This window comes from Candidatus Zixiibacteriota bacterium (assembly GCA_034003725.1).
Taxonomy (GTDB): domain Bacteria; phylum Zixibacteria; class MSB-5A5; order GN15; family FEB-12; genus WJMS01.
This window is the reverse complement of the sequence record JAVEYB010000001.1, coordinates 50,739-71,135: the sequence shown is the minus strand read 5'-3', so window position 1 is coordinate 71,135 and position 20,397 is coordinate 50,739. Positions and strand designations below refer to the sequence as shown.

Genomic DNA, 20,397 nt, shown 5'->3' with positions numbered 1-20,397 from the left:
CCAGGTGCAGCGACCAATTTACATAACGACGCCGATTTACTACGTAAACGCCAAGCCGCATATCGGCCATGCCTACACGACCATCGCCGCCGACGTCATCACGCGGTGGCATCGTATGGCGGGACGAAAAACCTACTTTCTGACGGGAACCGACGAGCACGGGACCAAGGTTGCCGAGGCGGCTGCTGCGGCCGGTCTTACCGAGCAGGAGTTCTGCGACCGAATCGCAGGGCTGTTTGCCGACGCATGGAAGCGGCTCGGTATCGAGAACGATGATTTTATCCGCACCACCGCCCCCCGACATGTCGCAGCGGTCCGGAAGCTGCTCGATGTACTGCGCACGGCTAAAACCGCCGACGGTCAGGATGTGGTCTACTCCGGGTACTACGAGGGACTTTATTGCACCGGATGTGAGAAATTCCTGACGGAGAAGGAGCTCGTGGACGGTCTTTGTCCGTACCATCGCAGACCGCCTGAGACGGTGCGCGAGAAGAACTATTTTTTCCGGCTCACCTCGTTCCTGCCGATCATCAAAGAGAAAATCGAGTCAGGCGAACTCGCAATTCTGCCGGACGAACGACGCCGGGAGGTGCTGGGCCTGATTGAACAGGATCTGGGCGATTTTTCCCTGTCTCGTGAGCGCGTGACCTGGGGCATCCCGCTGACATTCGACGAGAGCCAGGTGGCGTATGTGTGGGTCGACGCGCTGTCAAACTACATTTCCGCGATCGGATACGGCGACGACCGCGTCATGTTCGACACGTGGTGGACCGGCGCGGAAATCGTCCACCTGATGGCTAAAGAGATTCTGAAGTTCCATTGCCTGTACTGGCCCGCAATGCTTCTCGCGGCGGGAGAGAAACTTCCTGACACGCTTTTCCTGCACGGTTTCTTCACGGTCGACGGCGAAAAGATGTCGAAGTCGATCGGCAATCAAATCGATCCGAACGACATGGTCGCTCAGTTCGGCGCCGATGCGTCGCGATACCTGCTGCTCACGCAGTACCCGTTCGGCGTGGACGGGGACATTCAGGCCAGTCGATTCATCACGCAGTACAACAGCGATCTCGCGAACGATCTCGGCAACCTGGTGTCGCGCGTCGTCAAGCTCATCGACACGCATTGCTCTTCTCGCCTCCCCAGGCCGGACAGGTCGGTCGACGGATTGGATGAATTGTTGAAGATCGCCGAGCAGACGGCGACCACGGCGTATGCGCATATCAAGCACTTCCGTCTGCATGCGGCGATTGCCGAAGGTATTTCGCTGTGCCGGGCGACCAACAAGTTCTTCAATGACACGGCGCCATGGAAACTCGCCAAATCAGGCGATACCGCCGCCCTGCATGGCGTTCTGTATGCCTGTTGCGAATCGTTGCGGATCATTTCGATCGTCCTGTGGCCGGTGATGCCGGTGAAGATGACGGAACTCCGGAAGGTGCTCGGTCTCGACGCAGCGACGCTGTCGATCAATGATGCCATGACTTTTTATTCTCTGGTACCCGGTTCGGCGATCAGGCTCGAGCAGCCGTTGTTTCCCAGGATCGACGCGAACGCGGCTGCCGCCGCCACTTCGGCCGCCGAGACGGCCCCTCAGCTCGACGAAGACAATCTGCTGGATATCAGCGAATTCGGCCGCGTGCAGTTGAAGGTCGCACAGGTGATCGCCGCGGAACGAGTTGAAAATGCCGATAAGCTGCTGAAACTGCAGATCGATCTCGGTGACGAGCGGCGCCAGATCGTCGCCGGGATCGCCCAGCACTACAGCCCCGAACAAATGATCGGTCGGCGCATTGTCGTTGTCGCGAATCTCAAACCGGCCAGGATCCGGGGGATCGAATCGCGAGGCATGCTGCTGGCCGCGAAATCCAGGGACGCCTTGTATATCGTGACCCCCGACGGGGACCTGCCGCCCGGCTCCGGCGTGTCGTAATGATCGACTCCCATTGCCATTTGTACTTTGATGCGTTTGACGGCTGCCGCGACCGTGTCGTTCGCGAGGCTGCCGATGCGGGTGTGCACACGATTGTCAACATCGGCATCGATATTGAGTCTTCGCAAAAATGTATCGACCTCGCCGAGCGATACGACTCCTGTTATGCGACTGTCGGCATTCATCCGCACGACGCCGCCCGGGCGCCCCGCGACTATCTGAATACTTTGCGTTCACTCGCGGCGCATGCCAAGGTCCGTGCGATCGGCGAAATCGGGCTCGATTTCTACCGCAATCTCTCACCCAAACCCGTCCAACGGCGGGTGTTCGAGGAACAGCTGGAACTGGCCGCCGATCTCGCCATGCCGATTGTCATCCACACGCGTGAATCGTTCGATGCGACGCTTGAGGTTGTCCGCCGATACGCCGATCGCCTCCCTGGCGGCGTTTTTCACTGTTTTCCGGGTGACGCCGACGATGCGGAGCGAGTGATCGAGATCGGTTTTGTGATTTCAGTCGGCGGTGTCATTACCTATCCGAACGCGTCGATGGCCGCAACCGCTGCAGCAACGCCGTTGGACAAGATCATTGTCGAGACCGACGCGCCGTTTCTTACCCCTGTTCCGAATCGCGGGAAAACCAATTTCCCCGCCTATGTTGCGCTGACGTGTCGAAAACTGGCGGAACTGAAGGGGGTTTCTTTCGATGAAGTGGAAGCGATGACCGATCGGACGTGTCGGAAGCTGTATCGTTTGGTGGAGACGTTCGGGGACTGATCGTGGGTGGATACCACACCAAAAAGCGTCTCGGTCAGCATTTCCTGACCTCCGACGCCGTCATCGCTCGGGTTGTCGAGACGATCGCACCGCAGCCGGGGGAGACGGTTGTGGAGATCGGCCCCGGACAGGGCGTCCTCACCGCCGCGCTGGCTTCCCGAGACATTCAGGTAACGGCAATCGAGTTTGATCGCGACCTGATCCCCGCGCTGGAGCATAGGTTCGGAGACTCCGAAAACGTCACGATCATTAACTTGGACTTCCTCAAGTGGCGCCCCTCATTCGACCGGTTCGTCCTTGTCGGCAATCTTCCATACAATCTGACCACACCGGTTATGGAGTGGTGCGTGACATGGCATGGGTCGATTTCACGGGCCGTTTTCATGGTGCAGCGCGAGCTTGCCGAACGTCTTGCCGCCGCGCCAGACTCCCGGGCATGGTCACCGATTTCGATATTCACACAACTGTGTTTCCAGGTCGAATTGGCTTTCGACGTCCCGCCGACGGCGTTTGAACCACCGCCTGCGGTAGTTTCATCGGTGATTTCTCTACAGCCGACAACCGGTACGCGGGTCGATGATATGCCTGCGCTCCAGAGAGTCGTCCGGTCGGGGTTTGCCCAGCGACGCAAACTGATGACCAATAATCTGACGAAAGAGCTGCACATGGCCGCGGACGGCGCCCGGGATGCGTTGGCAAACTGCGGATTGGGGATCGACGTACGGGCGGAGCAGGTTACGATCGAACAGTTTTTGAAGTTGACGGCGTATCTCAGGGCGCGTAAGATCGTATAACAGGTTATACGCGACAATTAGTTGCGACAACTATTCGATAGGAACTCACGTGGCAACGTTGACAGTCCGGGTGGACCCGGTTGCGGTCCTTAGGAAGATTCGCGGGTTGAAAGACCCTGATCCCGCGCAGGTGGTGGTGCTGTCCGAGTTGGCCGGGGCAGATGGGATCGCCATGCAGCTACGGCGCGATCGCAAGTATCTGCGCGAACGCGACATGTATATCCTCAAAGAACTCATCCGCACGCGGATGGCTCTGGAGCTGCCCCCGGTTGATACGCTGCTGGAAAAGGCGCTTGAAGTGCGGCCCGCCATGGTTACGTTTGTATCTGATCACGCCGATAGCGACACTCCCGTATCCGGGGTGGACTTCTCCGCGGCGCCGGTCGATTTGGGCGAAATCACCGCCCGGTTCCGGGGCGCCGGGATTAGCACCTGCTTTCTCATCGAACCCGAACCCGACAGTGTCAAAGGAGCTTCCAAGGCCGGGGCGGCCGCCGTGCTGATCAACTGCCGGGAGTATTCTGATTCACGCACGATCGATCAGGCGCAGGAAGCGCTGGATAGAATCGACCGGGCCGCGCAATCCGCGGTCAAGGCGGGCCTTTCCGTCCGCGCCGGCGGCGGCCTCAGTTACAAGAACATCGAGTCACTGCTCGAACTGGGCAATATCGGAGAATATGTCGTGGGGCACGCGATCGCCTCGCGCGCCCTCTTGGTTGGATATACCCAGGCGGTTACCGACCTGCTGGAGATCATTCGTGCGGGTGGTTCCGCCCAGCACTAGGCTCGCGAATGAACGCTCCCGCCGAGACCGACTTGAATATTGTCCTAACTGTCGGCATCCTGCCGTCCCCGGTTCGTATCGACCGGTATCTGGCGGAGTCGGACTCGATATCGCTGTCACGTACCGCGATTCAGAAACTCATCAAACAACAACTGGTGCTCGTGGACGGACGGGCCGTCGTGGCCCGATTCCAGGTTGCCGGCGGGGAGCGCATCGAGATCTCCGTGCCCGCCCCATCACCGTCTGAACTGGCGGCCGAAGCGATACCGCTGGACATCGTGTATGAGGATGAGTACCTGGCGGTTGTCAACAAACCGGCAGGGCTTGTCACCCACCCGGCCGTCGGAAACCAAACCGGCACTCTCGTCAACGCCTTGGTCCATCGTTATAGAAGACTGTCCGGTGCCGCCGGGTCGGACAGACCGGGAATAGTCCACCGGCTGGACAAAAACACGTCCGGACTGCTGGTGGTGGCGAGGCGAGATGACGTGTACGCCGCCCTGCAGCGGGCGATTCAAACGCGCGCGCTTCAACGCCGCTATCTGGCCCTCGTCTTTGGGCACTTTCGCGACGAATCTGGGGTGTTCGATTTGCCTATCGGTCGGTCGACCCGGGACCGCACCAAAATGGCAGTCAACGAACAGACCGGGCGGTCAGCCCAGACGAGATATGATGTAATCGACCGGTATCGCTCGTACGATCTGCTTCGGCTGACCCTCATGACCGGGCGGACGCATCAGATTCGCGTGCATTGTGCCCATTTCGGGCACCCGGTGTTCGGCGATCCGGAATATGGCGGGCGGACGAGACAGCTGGCCGGCATGTTTGCACCCGAGCGTCCGCTGGCGGTTGAACTCCTCGGGCTGATTAGCCGCCAGGCGTTACACGCTGCCGAATTGGCGTTCGATCATCCCATAACCGGCCAGCCTTTAGAATTATCCGCCCCGCTGCCGGCGGATTTCCAGGCCGTCTGTGATCTGCTTGACCGCAAGGGGCGATGAACCGTATCTTTCCGGCAGCGGTTAGTCCGGGAACTGCCTGATTCGATCGATTACGATAACCCCCAGCGTTGGGAGATCAACTATGCCCGAAGGAACGTTTGCCACTGCGATTACCTGCATGGACGGCCGCGTTATCGAGCCCGTTCAGTTGTGGGCAAAAGAGCATTTCGGCGTCGATTTCGTCGATTTCATCACAGAGCCGGGCGTTGACCTGATGCTGACCGAAAAGCTGATCTGGCAGGACGACAAGATCAAAGGTCGCCTGAAGACATCGATTGATCGGCACGGCTCCCGGCAGGCAGTGATTGTGGGGCACTACGACTGCCCCAGCAATGCAGTCAGCGACGACAGCCACCGCTCGATGATTCGCAAGTCGGTGGAGACTATTCTATCCTGGAAACTCGGCATCCGGGTAGTCGGACTCTGGATAAACGAAAGCTGGCAGCCCGAAGTCGTTGTTGACGTGCCGGCCGCCGATTAGCCGCCGCCGCCGCGTTCTGTCGAAAGCAGAGCCGCGCGGTTGTTGACTTCACGCTTGTGACCCGATACATTCGGGTCATGTCGTCACATTCATCCGGTAAAAAACTGAGCTACGCCCAGGCGGGCGTCGACATCAAGGCGGGCGAGCAGGCCGTGCGCCGCATCAAGGAACTGGCCCGCGCCACGTTTAATTCGTCGGTCCTGTCGCAGATTGGCTCTTTCGGGGGCTTTTTCCGCCCCCAGTTGTCAGGCTTCAATTCTCCGGTGCTGATTTCGTCGGCCGACGGTGTCGGCACCAAGCTGAAACTTGCTTTTATGACGGGCCGCCATACGACCGTGGGCGAAGACCTCGTTAATCACTGCGTCAACGACATTCTCGTTCACGGCGCCCGGGCCTTGTTCTTCCTGGATTATATCGCCACCGGCAAACTCCATCCCGACATTATAGCGGATATCGTCCAGGGGCTCGCACGTGGCTGCGCCAATGCCGGGATGGCCCTGCTGGGCGGAGAGACCGCCGAGATGCCGGACTTCTACGCCACGGGGGAGTATGATTTGGCCGGATTCATCGTCGGTCTGGTCGATGAACATCGCGTGATCAACGGCTCGACCATACACGAGGGGGATGTCTGCATCGGCCTGCCCTCGAACGGATTGCACACCAACGGCTATACCCTGGCCCGCAAGGTTGCCTTTGAGATCGCCGCCTTGAAAGTCGGTCAAATGGTCGATGCGCTCGGCACGACCGTCGATGATGCACTTATGGCCGTACACCGGTGTTACGCGCCGATTATTCACCCGCTGCTCGATGAGTTCGACATTCACGGCATGGCCCACATAACCGGCGGCGGACTGCCCGGCAACCTGAACAGAATACTGCCCGCATCGCTCGATGCTGAAATCACGAAGGGAACCTGGCCGGTCCTTCCGATCTTTCAGTGGTTACAGGAGGCGGGTGATGTCGACCCCGACGATATGTATCATGCCTTCAACATGGGGATCGGCTACGTGCTCGTGGTAGACGAAAACGATGCCGACAAAGTGTGTGCGCGACTGAAGGAAAGAGGAGAGTCGTCTTACCGGATCGGCCGTGTCGTTCCCGGCAGTTCGGTGGTGAGACTGAAAGACTAACATGACGGTACTTCTGTGCGTGATGGATGGCTTCGGTCTGCGTGAGAGCGCTCCGGACAACGCCATCGCCGCCGCCAACAAACCGAACTTCAACAGGCTGATCGCCGAGTGGCCGTTTACGAAGATTGACGGTTCCGGCCGGGCAGTCGGGCTGCCCCACGGTCAGATGGGAAACAGCGAAGTTGGTCACCTCAATCTTGGGGCCGGCCGGGTTGTGTATCAGGATATCACGAGAATAGACAAGGCCATTGAGGATGGTGACTTTTTCACCAACCCGGCCCTTGCCGGCGGCATGGAGATGGCCGCCCGCACCGGTGCGGCGGTGCACCTGTATGGCCTGGTGTCCGACGGCAAAGTTCATTCCTCGCTCGATCATCTGTATGCGCTCGCCGAACTGGCGAAGCAGAAAAACGTTTCCAGACTGTTTCTACACGCGCTGATGGACGGCCGGGATACGTCGCCCACTTCCGGCGCCGGCTATATGCGGCAGGTGCTTTCCCGATTCAATGAAGTCGGTATCGGGAAGGTCGCCACAGTCGGCGGACGGTATTACGGAATGGACCGCGATCGGCGGTGGGAGCGTACTGAAAAGCACTTTCATACGATTGTGGGCGGGCAGGGGGAAGTGTGGAATGATCCGGTGGCGGCCATCGAGGCGTCGTACGAGAACGATGTGACCGACGAGTTCATTGTGCCGGTCGTCATCGACAACGGCGATCGCGGACTCGTGCGCGACGGCGACGTGTTCATCATGTTCAATTTCCGCGCCGATCGCATGCGCCAGATGGCGTACATTCTTGCCCGGCATCATATCGACGGTTACACGCCTCCGACCACACCTTCCGTCGGTATTGCCACGATGACCAACTACGACGTCAAATTGACCGGGGTCGAGGTGGCGTTCGACAAGGTCAAACTGACCAACATCCTTGGAGAGGTGATCGCCCGCGCCGGAATCCGGCAGTTGCGCACCGCCGAAACAGAGAAATACGCGCACGTTACGTTCTTCTTCAACGGCGGATTCGAGAAGCAATTCGAGGGCGAGGACCGGTATCTGGTACCGTCGCCGAAAGTCGCGACCTACGACCTCAAACCCGAAATGTCGTCGGTCGAGGTCACCGATAACACGGTCGAACAGATTCGTTCCGGCAAGTACGGTTTCGTAGTGCTGAACTACGCCAACTGCGACATGGTCGGCCACACGGGTGATTTTGGCGCGGCGAAAGCCGCATGCGAGGCGGTCGATAGGGGATTGGGTCGGCTGCTCGATGCCGTGAAAGATCAGGGCGGCGTCGCAATCGTTACCGCCGATCACGGCAATGCGGAACTGATGATTGACCCGGACAACGGCGGTCCGTGGACGGCTCATACGACTAATCTGGTTCCGTGTGTCGTCTACGACCCGGCCCGCCGGCTTGGCCGGTTTTCGCTTCGCGACGGCGGAATTCTCGCCGATATCGCTCCCACGGTGCTCGACATCTTGAACCTCCCCATCCCTGACGAAATGACCGGAAAGTCGCTGATCAGGCGGGGTTAGGCATCTGGTGGGCATCGTCAAAACGATCGGTCGGTTCTTCCTGCCAGCCGACGTTGCCGTGCGCATGCGCCGGCTGGAACTGATCGTATGGGCTTTCCTGCTCTCACTGTCGTTTTATCCTGGGTGGTTCGGGTTTCTGGCCTGGATCTCGCTGGTCCGACCGATTATTCTTATCGCCCGCCTCGAGGGGAGAGCCGTCATTACGTCGGCATACTTCTTCAGCTTCTTCTTTAATCTCTTTTCGCTGTATTGGGTAGGGCTTGTCACGCCGCCGGGCATGCTGGCGGCAGTCGTAATTGTCGCCTTCTACTATACGGCGGTGCTCGCGCTCTTCAACCGTCTGTACCGAATGCGCCCGCTCGTCGGATTCGTCGCCCTGCCGTTTTTGTGGACCGGAATCGAATACTTCCGCACTCTGAGCGAATTTGCGTTTCCGTGGTCCGACCTCGGCTACACGCAGGCGTATTTCCTCGTTATTCTGCAGGTTGTATCAATCATTTCAGTACATGGTCTCACGCTTTTGATCGTGGCTGTCAATGTTCTGCTCGCCCAGGCGTTTCGACGCGACTTGTCTGCCGAGCGACGACTGACATCCGTATTTGCGTCGCTGGCGACTGTCGCCCTGCTTGCGGCGTACGGATGGGTGGTGATGCCCGCCATTCCGGTGCCGGGGAAATATCCGGTGGCGCTTCTGCAGGGCTCGGTGCCGCTTGACGTCAAATGGGCGAGGGACCTGCGCGAGCAGAATTACATCATTTATGATTCCCTGGCCCGATCCGTCAAAGACTCAGCGGTGAATCTCTTCATCTGGCCGGAGACGTCTGCCCCCTGCTACGTGACGCATGAACCATATTGCCGCGCGCGTCTCGGCGATATCGCCCGCCGTTCGGGCGCACCGCACCTGGTCGGGGCGCTCGGTGCGAGGGTGGTCGGCAGCGAACAGCGCCATTTCAACTCCGCGTTCCAGTTTGATACCACCGGGCTGGTGGTTCGTCAGTACGACAAAGTGAAACTGGTCCCGTTCTCCGAGCAGTCACCGTACCAGGACTACCTGCCGTTTCTTCGAGAAAAGGTGCTCTCCGAGTATTTGACGTTTATCAAGACATACGAGGTGCAGTGGTGGTCGGACTTCTATCCCGGCGACTCAGCCGGGTTGTTTACGGTGTCCAATGTCAACTACGGAGTCCTCATATGCTTTGAGTGCGCCTTTCCTGAATATGCACGACGGATGGTGAACGGCGGAGCCCGGTTCCTGGTGGGAATTACGAACGATACGTGGTTCGGCGGATCGGTAGGTATCTATATGCACGCGCGCATTTTCATAACCAGGGCGGTGGAGAACCGCATATGGATGGCGCGCGCGGCGAACAGCGGCCTTACGTTTGTCGTAGACGATTACGGTCGCGTTCGCTCAGAACTCCCCCGGGAAGCGGTGGCGGCCCTGAGCGCATCGCTGAACTTATCGACCGGTTCGTCCGTCTTTACGAGGTACGGTGACATTGCGGGCCGGGCGTCATTCTTGATGCTGGTATCAATTCTCGGTATATTGGCGGCACAATGGATTGGACGAAAAATCATCGGCCGCGGCTGACGCGCCGAATTGTAGCGGCGGCACTGGCGGTTCTTGCCGTAACGGCCCATGCAGCCGACTGGCAGACGTACACATCGTTTACCGATGTGCGCAGGATGCGCCTGATTGACGATACGCTGTTTGTCGCCACTTCGGGCGGCATCCTGGCTATAACTGACCGGGACGAGCAGGGACAGACCTATGTGAACATCGACGGACTCGGGACCAACGATGTAACGGACATTGTCGTCGATGCAACGGACCAGAAGTGGGTGACCGGCAGGGGACGGCTGGTGCGGTTCGACGGTCCGAATCCCCGGCAATTCCCAACCGGGCCGATCTACGGTGACCTTCGTCTCTTGACGGTCGAAGACGACGGCAGCAATCTCTGGATCGGCAGTGACAGTGGATTGATATTGTTCTCGAAGGAAAACGACGGCGGGCAGTACCAGAATCGTTTTCGCATTACATCGGTCAACCAGTTTCCGGCGGTATACGATATCGCGCTCGACGGTGACTCTATCTGGCTCGCGACAGCTGCGGGCGTTGCCGTTGCCAATCGCTCCAACCCGTCGCAGTTGGTTTCCCCGGCCAACTGGACCGTCTACAACACCGTCACGCATCCGGCGCTCGGCAATAACCGCATCAACCGAGTCGCAATATTCGAGAACCAGTTGTACGTCGGAGGACTCGGCGGCCTGTTCGTGATGGATACATCGGGCGGGTCCGTTGTGTTTGGGCCCATTCCGGTCATTGGCGCCGTCGAGGTGACCGATTTGATCGAGAACAACGACAGTCTGTTCGTTTATTCGTCGCGCGGCCTTGTGGTCGTTGACGATGGAGGTGTGACGTTGCTTCCAGGGTCGTTCACGAGCCGTCCGCGAACGGGATTCAATACCGGTGATTTTCGGTGGGTGGCGCTGGATGCCGGTGGCCTGTATCACAATGCCGGTGGCGCATATACCGCCTACCAGTATGTCGGAATGCCGGAAAACGTGGTAGCTGATGTCACGGTCACCCCTGATGGAGTAGTGGCGGCCCTGTTTGACCGGAAAGCCATGGCCCGGTTGCTCAATGATGAATGGGCTCCAACCACCTTCAACGTGGGCCTCCGAACGACGAAAATCCGGGCCGATTTGGCGGGAGGGATATGGGCCGGCACGTTTGGCGAGGGCGTGTATCGTGTCGTCGGCGATACCGCGATCCGATACGACCAAACCAACACGCCGCTGCATATCGACGGCAACGGCGATGTGGTTCTGTCGGGAGTCGCCGTCAGCGATCGACATATATTCCTGTCGGCGCTCAATCCCGTTGCCGGTTATCCGGTCGTGTATTGCCGTTTGGACAGCCTCGACACACGGTCGGCTTGGGATTCAATCGGTCAGGCACAAGGGCTGACCGACAACACCATCATCTCGCTGGCTTATCAAAACGGTGAATTGGCGATCGGTACGGACAACAACGGCGTCTTCGTGTGCCGTCCGTTCGTATCGGGTGTGAACTGCGAGCACTTCACCGAAGATGACAACCGGCTGGCGTCCGATGTGGTTCGAATCGTGCGCTATGCGCCCGACGGTGCGCTCTGGGTGGGGACGAATTTCGGCCTCTCCCGATTCAATATCGAACTCGGTCTCGAATTGTTCGAGACCATCCCGCTCCCATCGGGAATTGGTCCCGACATCACGTCGCTGGCCATCGATGGTCGCGGTAACGCGTGGATCGGCGCTCGCAACGGTTTGGCGCTGTACGACGTCACTGACCGTTCGTTCACGGTCTTCACGTCATCAAATTCGGGGCTGGTGGACAACGAGATCAGGGGTATGTCTATCGACCCCGTCACCGGTGACTTGTACATTGCGACGAACTTCGGACTCTCCCGGTATCCGTCGATCTTCGGACCGCCCACCGAAAACATCGACGAGGTCATCGCATTTCCAAACCCGTTTGTTATTGCCTCCTCCGACGACCTCCTTCGTTTTAACTTCAACCGCCCCGGAGACGTGCGCATCTATACGGTCGCCGGCGATCTCGTGCGCACCGTTCGCGTCAATGAGGGATGGGACGGGCGCAACGACGGCGGTGTTGATGTCGCGTCGGGCGTTTACTTGTACATCATCGCCGACGACGAGGGCAACGTGGGACGGGGCAAGGTCCTTTTGGTCCGCCAATGAATGTCTTCCGACTTGCTGTAGAAGAGCTGTCCGCGGACAGTATCGCGCAATTGACCGCCGCATCCCTGTTCAGCTCGCCGGATTTCGCCGACGTGTGGCGGGCGATGGGTGGGCGGCCCATCTGCTGGATCGTTGAAGCGGGTGGCGACTGTGTTGCGATGTTGACCGCCGTCGAATTCGGCAGTTCGCCCCTGACGCGGCTGCAGTGCATGCCCGACGGACTGCCGGGCAGGATCGTCATGTCCGCTCAGGTTGCCGGCAATCACTCGCTTATCGCCCAGACGCTATTCGACACGCTCAGGTCATCCGGATATACCAGAATATTCATCACCGATTACGACACCCACGTCACTGTGCCCGAGGGATTCGAGACACAGGTTCGTGAGACGACCGTGGTCGACATCGGCGCACCCGGCTGGGCGCCGCCCGACAGCAAACTCCGATCGGAGATTCGCAAAGCGGCCCGCGAGGGGGTCCAGCCTCAGCCGTTCGTGATGTCGCGTGACCTTGACTCGTTTATTTCGCTGACCCGCGCCACGGAGCAGCGGCACGATTCGCCGGCGCGTTACTCCGACGATTTCTACGCTCGCCTGGCTTCGCTTGCCGGGCGCGACGAGCGCGTGCTGTGGACCGTGGTCCGGGATAACGACCGCCTCGCCGCGTCGCACATCTATTTTCGCGACGGCTCCAGCGCGCTGTACTGGCAATCATGCCTGGACAAGGAGCTCTCTTCGATGAAGCCTAACCAGGCATTGATGTCCGACGCCATTGCGAAGCTGCGATCGTGCGGCGTGGTACGGCTGAATCTCGGCCAGTCACCCTCCGAGGCGGAAGGCCTCGAATCGTTCAAGCGCAAATGGGGGGGCATAACGTACCGCTACCCGTGCTATGTCTACAAGTCGCTGTTGGGGAGACTGCGATGAGCGATGCCCGTCTGCATATCATGGTGCTCGCGGACAGCCGGTCGTTCCATACCGAGCGGTATGTGGCGGAACTCCGACGTCAGGGCTGCCGCGTGTTTGTCGCTTCGCTTGAGCCCGGTGCCATGCATCACTATACCCTGAAATCCCGGGGGCCGGTGCGTCAACTGCATTACGTGATGGCGGCCACTGAGCTTCGCGCGCTCATGGAACGAGTCAGGCCCGATATTGTCAATCCGCACTTTGCCTCCGGCTACGGGTTTCTGGCCGCGATCGGCAATGTGCGTCGATGGGCCCCGGTCATCACCAATCTCTGGGGATCTGATGTCCTGCTTGTCCCGCAAAAATCCGTGTTCCATCGCCGAAAGACTGCCTTTGCGCTCGCGAAAAGTGACCTCGTCGCAGGTGATTCGCAATACCTGCTCGATGCGGCCGCACGACTGGCTGCGCTGCCCGCCACTCGGCTGATCCCCTGGGGCATTGAATCCGGATTTCTGGAATGGCACAAACCGACGTACGATCTGAGTAGACCTCTTCGTATCATCGTGCCCCGCCCTCACGAGAAGGTATACAATAATTTGTTTCTCGTGCGGGCGCTCGCCCCGCTCGCTGCCGAGGGCCTCATTGAAATGACATTCCCGGCGGCCGGTTCACTCTCCGGACACTTCCGTCTCCACGCCCGTTCCATGATCGGCGATCGCCTGAAAATCTACGAACGCATGCCGCGCGATCAGTTTATGCGTTTTATGGCCGGGCACGACGTCTATCTCTCCAGCGCCCTGTCGGATTCATCCCCCGCCTCGATGATCGAAGCCATGGGTCTCGGTCTGCTGCCGATTGCCGCCGACATCCCCGGCGTACGCGAGTGGCTGTCAAACGAGAACGGATACCTCTACGAGCTCTATAACGAAAAGGCCCTTCGCAATATTGTCGACTGGTTCATTCGCGACAACGACCCCAAAACCGCCTGGCGATCTGCCAACTTCGAACGCGTCAAACGCGAGGCGGTGTTCGAAAACAATGTGGCCGAGATGATCCGGATCATGAACGATCTGGTAACCCGGAGGCGGAGATGAGCCGGCGGGTCATGGTGGTATGCTATTACTTCCCGCCGCTCGGTCTTGGCGGAGTGGGCCGACCGCTGAATCTCTATAAGTATCTGCCGGGGCATGGCTGGGACTGTGACATCTTAACCGTCAGATCCGTTGCGTACCGCGCCTACGAGCCTGAACTGCTCCACGGCGTGCGAACCGACGGCATCTTTCGCTCCGGTTCCTATGATCCTCAACGCATGCTCTGCCTTTTGGGCATTCGTACGCTCAAACACTCGACTATAAGGCGGGGACGGCCGGTTTCGGACAGGTTCTTTCCCGACTCTAAAGTGGGCTGGGTGCGTCCCGCCGTACGACTGGGCACGCGCCTCATGCGGCGACGGAAATACAACGCAATCATCTCAACATCGCCGCCCATATCGTCTCATCTGGTTGCCATGGAGCTCGCGAAACAGCACAGCCTCCCATGGATCGCCGATTTCCGTGATTTCTGGACGATGTACAAAATCGACGAAAGCTACGCCGATGCGCGCAACAAGGGCAGGGCTCACGAGCTTAAAGAGAGTATAGTCCGGACCTGTTCTCGGATCACTGCCGTCAATCCTGCGATTACTGATTATCTCGGGCAGGGAGAGGTCATCACCAACGGCTTCGATATCGACCGAGCTGAGCAGTGGAAACCACCGGCCGACAGTACATCGTTTGTCATCGGCATTCCCGGCACGTTCAACGAAGAGCGGGTGGTCGAACCGCTGCTCGCGGTTGTTGAAGCCGTGAAGCAGCGTCGCCCCGATTTGTACGATCGTATTCGATTTGTGCAGGTCGGCCTGGTCGAACCGCAGTGGTTGGGGGCGATGTTTGAATCGCACGGCCTTCGCACCCGAGTAGAGATCCACGGCCTGCAGAAGCGCGACCGCACCATTGAGATATTCTCGCAGTGCCACCTCTTCTATCTGGGTTTGACCGCCGAGCGGGAACAGGGTATCCTTCCGCAGCGCATGTTTGATATGGCGGCCTCAGGACGGCCGGTGCTGGCCTCGGCCTCTGCCGACAGCGAGATCTGCCGGTTCATTCGTCTGACCGGCGCCGGGTTCTGTTTCACGGAGCGCGATCGTGATCGTGCAGCCGGCTATCTCACAGACACCATCGAGCGCGCAATCCGCGGAGAACTGGCAATCACACGACTTCCTGACTATGCCTTGCCGTATTCTTCGGACGCCATGGCCTGCTCGTTCGCGAAACTACTGGATGCGCTCACATGAGTTCCGATCGCCCCGAAATATCCGCCGTCATCATTTCGTACAACGGGATGACATTCCTTCCCGACTGTCTTCGCACGCTGTCTGAGGAACTTCGCGGGCTGACCCATGAAATCATTGTCGTGGACAATGGCTCCCGCGACGGATCGCCGGAATTCGTCGAGCGGACCTACCCCCGGGTGACGCTCATCCGCAATGCGTCGAACCTCGGATTTGCCCGGGCCGTAAATCAGGGCTTCGAGCGCGGAAAAGGTGAGTACTACTATATTCTCAATCAGGATCTTCGTTTTGGTCACGGCGCTACCGCAAGGCTGCTCGAACGGATCAGACAGGACGATACAATCGGTATGATCGGCCCGAAGTTCATATACTTCGGCGGCGGTACGCAGCGCTCCGTACGATCGTTTCCCACCTACCGTCATGTGCTCTACCGGGCGCTGTTTCTCGACCGAGTTTTCCCGGATCATCCCACATTCGGTTCGTGGCGCATGGGATTCTTCGACCACGAGACGGAGGCGTTTGTCGATCAACCCATGGGAGCGGTTATGCTCATACCCAGACGCGTCGTCGACGATATCGGCATGATGGACGAACGCTTCCCGATATTGTTCAACGATGTGGACTTTTGCCGGCGACTCGCCGACGCGGGTTACAAGCGGTTGTATTATCCTGACGCGGTGGTGGAGCACTATGTCGGAGCGTCTACATCGACCATGCCGGTACGGATCCGGATCATTTCGCACACGTCGATGTATCGCTATATGCGAAAGTACGCGCGGCCGATCGAACTGCCGCTGTTGTGGCTCTGCGGCGCGCTGCTGATGATCTCCATTCCCATATCGATTGCGGTTAACCAGACGCGTCGCAAGCTCACTGCAGCAATATCATCTTTTTCACGGCGCTGAACGGCCCTGCGTCGAGCCGATAAAAATAAACCCCGCTCGCCAGACGGCTGTCGGCCTGCCAGACCGTTTCGTGGGTCCCCGCTGCGAAATCCGCTTCGACAAGCGTCTGTACCTCCTGCCCGAGCAGGTTGAACACTCGCAGGGTGACATGCGCTCTCTCAGGGAGTGAAAAGCCGATCCTGGTCGAGGGGTTGAATGGATTCGGATAGTTCTGTTGCAGATGAAAGACGTTCGGCACCGTCACGTTCTCGTCGTCACCGACATCGGTGACAATCGATGGTGCGAGTTCGGAAACGGATACGGTGTGGCCCGGCTTCACGACTCCTGCGGTGAATACCGCATTACCGGGCAGGCCCTCGAAATCGGCTCGACCATCGGCGCCGGTAACAGTCTGCCGCACGATCCCGCCGACATGGTCCACAATCGTTATCAATGCGTTATCCACCGCAGCGCCGCTGGCCGTAACGCGCACGGTCAAATGCTCGTCGGTCCGTTCGCAGGCGACAATCAGGTCCGTCGGTATCGCGGTGTAGACACGCAGCGCGGGGTCGCCGAAATAATTCTGCCCGAGCACGAGATCGCGGTAGTAGGGGAGAGCCTGCTTCGAGGCGTACATAGCCTCGACAGCCGGTCGGTCGGGCCGGGCGAACAGCGAATCGAAAAACGCCTTCTGCAGCAGGTGGCTTGAGCCGACCCAGCCCCAGCGGCTGTACGCTACCATGCCGACCGCGCCATCAGCCGCGCCGATCAAATGCTGCACCATCGACCGCCCCCCTGCAAAAGGCGCCTGGTCCTCGTCGAATCCACCGTTGTCGCAGGCCAGTGAATACCAGAACCCCGGCCTTCCGGTTTCCAGGGTCGAATCGAAACACCCGTGTCCGCCCGATTGCCCGGCGGTGAGCATGTATACCTTCGGCCAGTTGTTGTACCCCGCCGAGCGAAGCACATACCCGTCGGCGCGTCCGTGTGCGATGACGTTCACTATTCCGTAGCCGTCGGCCATCGCCGACGGCAACTGGGCGCCGTCGAGATTCTGCGGCGACAGGTCCGCGCCGCTTGATTGCTCGATGGCCAGCGTGGTGTCGATACCGAAAGTCGAGGGATACGCCCGTGCAATGTACTCATGCTGTCCAGCGGTTTCATAATCACGCATCTCATCGGAGCTGTAGAAGAAGGATCGCGTGAGCCAGGAACGATCGCTGCCGCCCGCATTGGTTTCATAGGCTATCAGGTTGTCGATATAACGCTCGAATTCGAGGCTGTCGCTGCACGGAAGCCGCCCCACCAGCAACTCCGGCACGAGGTCAGCCTCGTCATGCGTGCGTTCCCCCCAGACGCCGTCGTTATCGACATCCCACTGACCGGTCACGTCGGCGAAGTACAAGTCGCAAATCTGCAGCACATCAAGCTCGACCGGAGCGTAAGCGTTGTAGTAGTACGCATAGCGCACCGGCAGCAGGGATTCGTCGCCCGCCAAAAGCACATACAGCCCGCCGCCGCTATGATAATCCTTCAGGTACTCTCGAAGTTGTTCGGCGGCGTCACGACCGGAGTAGCCGGCGAGTATGGTCTCGATCGATACAAGTTCCGCCTGATACCCGCACGCGCGACGGTATTCCGCGAGTCGGCTCAGCACCGGCAAAAAACCCTGCGCGCCGACAATCAGATACTTCGGACCAAACTCGGCGGCCGCTGCCCGGTCCGGACGGTCGTACGTACACTCGGTAGGGAGGCTGCCTTGACTTATCATATCGGCACGGCCGATACTCCGACCGCCAACCGACAATTCTATCTGCTCCGCCACGGCAACTACTCCGTTGCCTGCCACGATTGCAGGGTAAAACACCAACTCGAGATAGCGCTGGCCGGCCCTAGTGTAGACGCCAAGGACATCGACATGCTTTGTGCCGGGAAAGCCAGAAGCCGTTGCTCCGAGAATCGACTCGATTCGTTCGGGCGATTCCGACGTGGGAAGATCGGTTGGAGCAATTGCGCTGACCTGACCGACCTCTGTCTTCGCGAGCACCTGGAAGGCAAAATCGGCGGCGTGTTCGCCCGGCTCAAGGCTGATTGACGTGCGCAAAACCGGGAGGGTAAAACCTCCCACCTTTATGCTTTCCATGCCGGGATAAGAGATCATTCGGTTGCCCGGATCTACTACCGCTTCCAAAGGCGAGAACTCGATTGTCGCTCGCTTGTCGTCCGCCAGCGCGAGAGTATTCGTCATCGCCATGATTATCTGCAGAAAAACCACTAGCCTCTTCATGTTCGCTCTTCCCTTGTTTCAGGCTGAAACCACCGTCCACTACGGCAAGCGGATTGCCGATAACGCCCTGCGGGCCGGACCCGGATCGTCTGCTAAGCCCTTGCAAAAGGGGGGATTGCCGTTATTACCCTCGCTTTGGTAGTCATTCTGCAGGTGGGGGCGCTGGGGTTATGGGGAGAAGCCGACAGACTGTTGGCGGTCCCACCACGTATCCGGAAGTTATCCACATTCTGCAGACGTCGCTGAGCCGTGGCCGGATATGACGCGATCGTTTTTGATCACCATTACACCTTGACTGCGAGCAGCTTAGATCAAAGAAAAACTGGCTTTTCGTCCGATTATTTCCTTGACTTGTGGTGGGAGAAAAGTGATAATAAGTGCGATTTTTGGGTAGACGTGGGATTTTGTGGAGGGACTCTTGACCGGTTTCTATGGACAATACACGACGACCATGGACGACAAGGGGCGATTCGCGCTCCCGGCCAAACTTCGTCATGTCACCGGTCCGGACAAATCTCTCCTGCTCGACGGAACCATCATTCTGAACCGCGGCCTCGAAGGGTGTCTCTCCATTTACCCCGAGCACGAGTGGGCGGCGATTCAGGAGCAGATGGCGACGCTGGATTTTACTAATCAGGATTACCGTTACTTCAGTCGGCGCTTTTACTCCGGGGTGTCACCGGTGGTGCCGGACAAAAACGGGCGGGTCCTGGTGCCGCAGCATCTCATCGCCGAGGCGGATCTCAAAAAAGAGCTTCTGATCCTCGGGGTGAATCGATGGATCGAGGTCTGGAATCCCGACCGCTACAACTACTACCTCCAGCAGTATCGCGGGACGTACGAAGAGGTGGCGGGACGGTTGTTCACCGGGAAGCATGACCAGCCCGGCGAATGACGTGTATCACGTGCCCGTGATGGCCGCGGAGGTCGTCAGGCACGTCGTCACGAACACGGACGGTACGTATCTTGATCTGACGGTCGGCGGCGGCGGACATCTGGCGGCGATGGCGGCGGCTGTAGGTCCCGGGGCGCGGCTTTATGGCGTGGATCGGGATCCCGACGCGGTCTCTCACGCCTCCCAATTACTACGAGTTTACACGCAGGTCCGGCAGATAGTCCGGGCCGAGTTCGGCGCCATAACGACGGTTGCAGGGGCATTCGATGACAGTCGATTCGACGGCATTCTACTCGATTTGGGCGTTTCCTCGCACCAGATCGATGATGCCGCTCGCGGATTCGCATTCGGACAGGACGGCCCGCTCGATATGCGGATGGATCGCCGCTCCGGGCCGAGCGCCTCGGATCTGATAAACAGCGCCGACGAAAAGCAGCTGACCGAAATCATCCGTGATTTCGGCGAAGAGAGACAGGCGGCCAGGCTGGCCAGAGCAATTGTCAGGGAACGACAGAAGGACATGATTCGCACTTCGACACAACTAACCGCGATTGTCGGCCGTGTCGTGACGGGACCACACCGCATCAAGTCGCTGGCGCGAGTCTTCCAGGCGTTCAGAATCGCCGTCAACCACGAGCTGGATGAACTTCGCTCTGTCCTTCCTGCCGCCTTCTCTCTGCTGGTACCCGGCGGCCGACTCGCCGTCATCTCCTACCATTCTCTCGAAGACCGCATCGTAAAGCGGTTTTATCAGTCTGAGGCGCGTCCTGCGGAGATTTACGGGCCCGGCCAGATCGTGCCCGAATATCCGCCTGCCCGTCTCCGCCTGGTCACTCGCAAGCCGGTGACCCCGTCGCCGGACGAAATTACTCGCAACCCCCGGGCACGCTCCGCCAAGCTGCGCGTGGCTGAAAAGGTGTGAT

General features: G+C 59.1%; 17 protein-coding genes. 16 read left to right on the top strand and 1 reads right to left on the bottom strand.

Going from position 1 to position 20,397, the window contains the following annotated elements; genetic code table 11:
• Nucleotides 1–4: 4 nt before the first annotated feature.
• The 14 genes from metG to RBT76_00240 all read left to right on the top strand — a co-directional run bounded on the left by metG (nucleotide 5) and on the right by RBT76_00240 (nucleotide 16,313).
• Entirely contained in the window at nucleotides 5–1,930 is a 1,926-nt protein-coding gene (gene metG / locus RBT76_00305) for a methionine--tRNA ligase (protein MDX9856212.1), read from the top strand.
• Nucleotides 1,930–2,706, top strand: a complete 777-nt coding sequence (locus RBT76_00300) for a TatD family hydrolase (protein ID MDX9856211.1) — start codon at nucleotides 1,930–1,932, stop codon at nucleotides 2,704–2,706. The genes metG and RBT76_00300 overlap by 1 nt, the downstream gene beginning before the upstream one ends.
• Nucleotides 2,664–3,500, top strand: a complete 837-nt coding sequence (rsmA, locus tag RBT76_00295) for a 16S rRNA (adenine(1518)-N(6)/adenine(1519)-N(6))-dimethyltransferase RsmA (protein MDX9856210.1) — start codon at nucleotides 2,664–2,666, stop codon at nucleotides 3,498–3,500. Before RBT76_00300 ends, rsmA begins: the two co-directional genes overlap by 43 nt.
• Nucleotides 3,501–3,549: 49 nt before the next feature.
• Nucleotides 3,550–4,284, top strand: coding sequence for a pyridoxine 5'-phosphate synthase (locus tag RBT76_00290; GenBank protein MDX9856209.1), 735 nt, complete (start codon nucleotides 3,550–3,552; stop codon nucleotides 4,282–4,284).
• A 32-nt stretch (nucleotides 4,285–4,316) separates the two neighbouring features.
• Entirely contained in the window at nucleotides 4,317–5,285 is a 969-nt protein-coding gene (locus RBT76_00285) for an RluA family pseudouridine synthase (GenBank protein MDX9856208.1), read from the top strand.
• Nucleotides 5,286–5,367: 82 nt separating this feature from the next.
• Nucleotides 5,368–5,766, top strand: a complete 399-nt coding sequence (locus RBT76_00280) for a hypothetical protein (GenBank protein MDX9856207.1) — start codon at nucleotides 5,368–5,370, stop codon at nucleotides 5,764–5,766.
• A 77-nt stretch (nucleotides 5,767–5,843) separates the two neighbouring features.
• Complete coding sequence (gene purM / locus RBT76_00275) at nucleotides 5,844–6,896, top strand: phosphoribosylformylglycinamidine cyclo-ligase (GenBank protein ID MDX9856206.1); 1,053 nt, start codon at nucleotides 5,844–5,846, stop codon at nucleotides 6,894–6,896.
• A 1-nt stretch (nucleotide 6,897) separates the two neighbouring features.
• The gene (gpmI, locus tag RBT76_00270) at nucleotides 6,898–8,433 is read left to right on the top strand and encodes a 2,3-bisphosphoglycerate-independent phosphoglycerate mutase (GenBank protein MDX9856205.1); all 1,536 of its coding nucleotides are present in this window, start codon (nucleotides 6,898–6,900) and stop codon (nucleotides 8,431–8,433) included.
• A gap of 7 nt (nucleotides 8,434–8,440) precedes the next feature.
• Nucleotides 8,441–10,024, top strand: a complete 1,584-nt coding sequence (gene lnt / locus RBT76_00265; protein ID MDX9856204.1) for an apolipoprotein N-acyltransferase — start codon at nucleotides 8,441–8,443, stop codon at nucleotides 10,022–10,024.
• Nucleotides 9,991–12,177, top strand: coding sequence for a hypothetical protein (locus RBT76_00260; GenBank protein MDX9856203.1), 2,187 nt, complete (start codon nucleotides 9,991–9,993; stop codon nucleotides 12,175–12,177). Before lnt ends, RBT76_00260 begins: the two co-directional genes overlap by 34 nt.
• The gene (locus RBT76_00255) at nucleotides 12,174–13,100 is read left to right on the top strand and encodes a GNAT family N-acetyltransferase (GenBank protein MDX9856202.1); all 927 of its coding nucleotides are present in this window, start codon (nucleotides 12,174–12,176) and stop codon (nucleotides 13,098–13,100) included. The genes RBT76_00260 and RBT76_00255 overlap by 4 nt, the downstream gene beginning before the upstream one ends.
• Nucleotides 13,097–14,173, top strand: a complete 1,077-nt coding sequence (locus RBT76_00250) for a glycosyltransferase (GenBank protein ID MDX9856201.1) — start codon at nucleotides 13,097–13,099, stop codon at nucleotides 14,171–14,173. Before RBT76_00255 ends, RBT76_00250 begins: the two co-directional genes overlap by 4 nt.
• Nucleotides 14,170–15,411, top strand: a complete 1,242-nt coding sequence (locus RBT76_00245) for a hypothetical protein (protein ID MDX9856200.1) — start codon at nucleotides 14,170–14,172, stop codon at nucleotides 15,409–15,411. The genes RBT76_00250 and RBT76_00245 overlap by 4 nt, the downstream gene beginning before the upstream one ends.
• Complete coding sequence (locus tag RBT76_00240; GenBank protein ID MDX9856199.1) at nucleotides 15,408–16,313, top strand: glycosyltransferase family 2 protein; 906 nt, start codon at nucleotides 15,408–15,410, stop codon at nucleotides 16,311–16,313. The genes RBT76_00245 and RBT76_00240 overlap by 4 nt, the downstream gene beginning before the upstream one ends.
• Here the strand turns inward: RBT76_00240 and RBT76_00235 are convergent.
• Nucleotides 16,279–18,579 carry a C25 family cysteine peptidase gene (locus RBT76_00235; protein ID MDX9856198.1) on the bottom strand — a complete coding sequence of 767 codons (2,301 nt, stop codon included), beginning with the start codon at nucleotides 18,577–18,579 and terminating at the stop codon, nucleotides 16,279–16,281. The genes RBT76_00240 and RBT76_00235 overlap by 35 nt on opposite strands.
• A 418-nt stretch (nucleotides 18,580–18,997) precedes the next feature.
• Between RBT76_00235 and mraZ the strand changes: the two genes are divergently transcribed.
• Together mraZ and rsmH are read left to right on the top strand one after the other, a co-directional pair.
• Nucleotides 18,998–19,474: a division/cell wall cluster transcriptional repressor MraZ gene (gene mraZ / locus RBT76_00230; protein MDX9856197.1), complete on the top strand. Its 477-nt coding sequence runs from the start codon at nucleotides 18,998–19,000 to the stop codon at nucleotides 19,472–19,474.
• The gene (gene rsmH, locus RBT76_00225; GenBank protein ID MDX9856196.1) at nucleotides 19,455–20,396 is read left to right on the top strand and encodes a 16S rRNA (cytosine(1402)-N(4))-methyltransferase RsmH; all 942 of its coding nucleotides are present in this window, start codon (nucleotides 19,455–19,457) and stop codon (nucleotides 20,394–20,396) included. The genes mraZ and rsmH overlap by 20 nt, the downstream gene beginning before the upstream one ends.
• Nucleotide 20,397 lies beyond the last annotated feature (1 nt).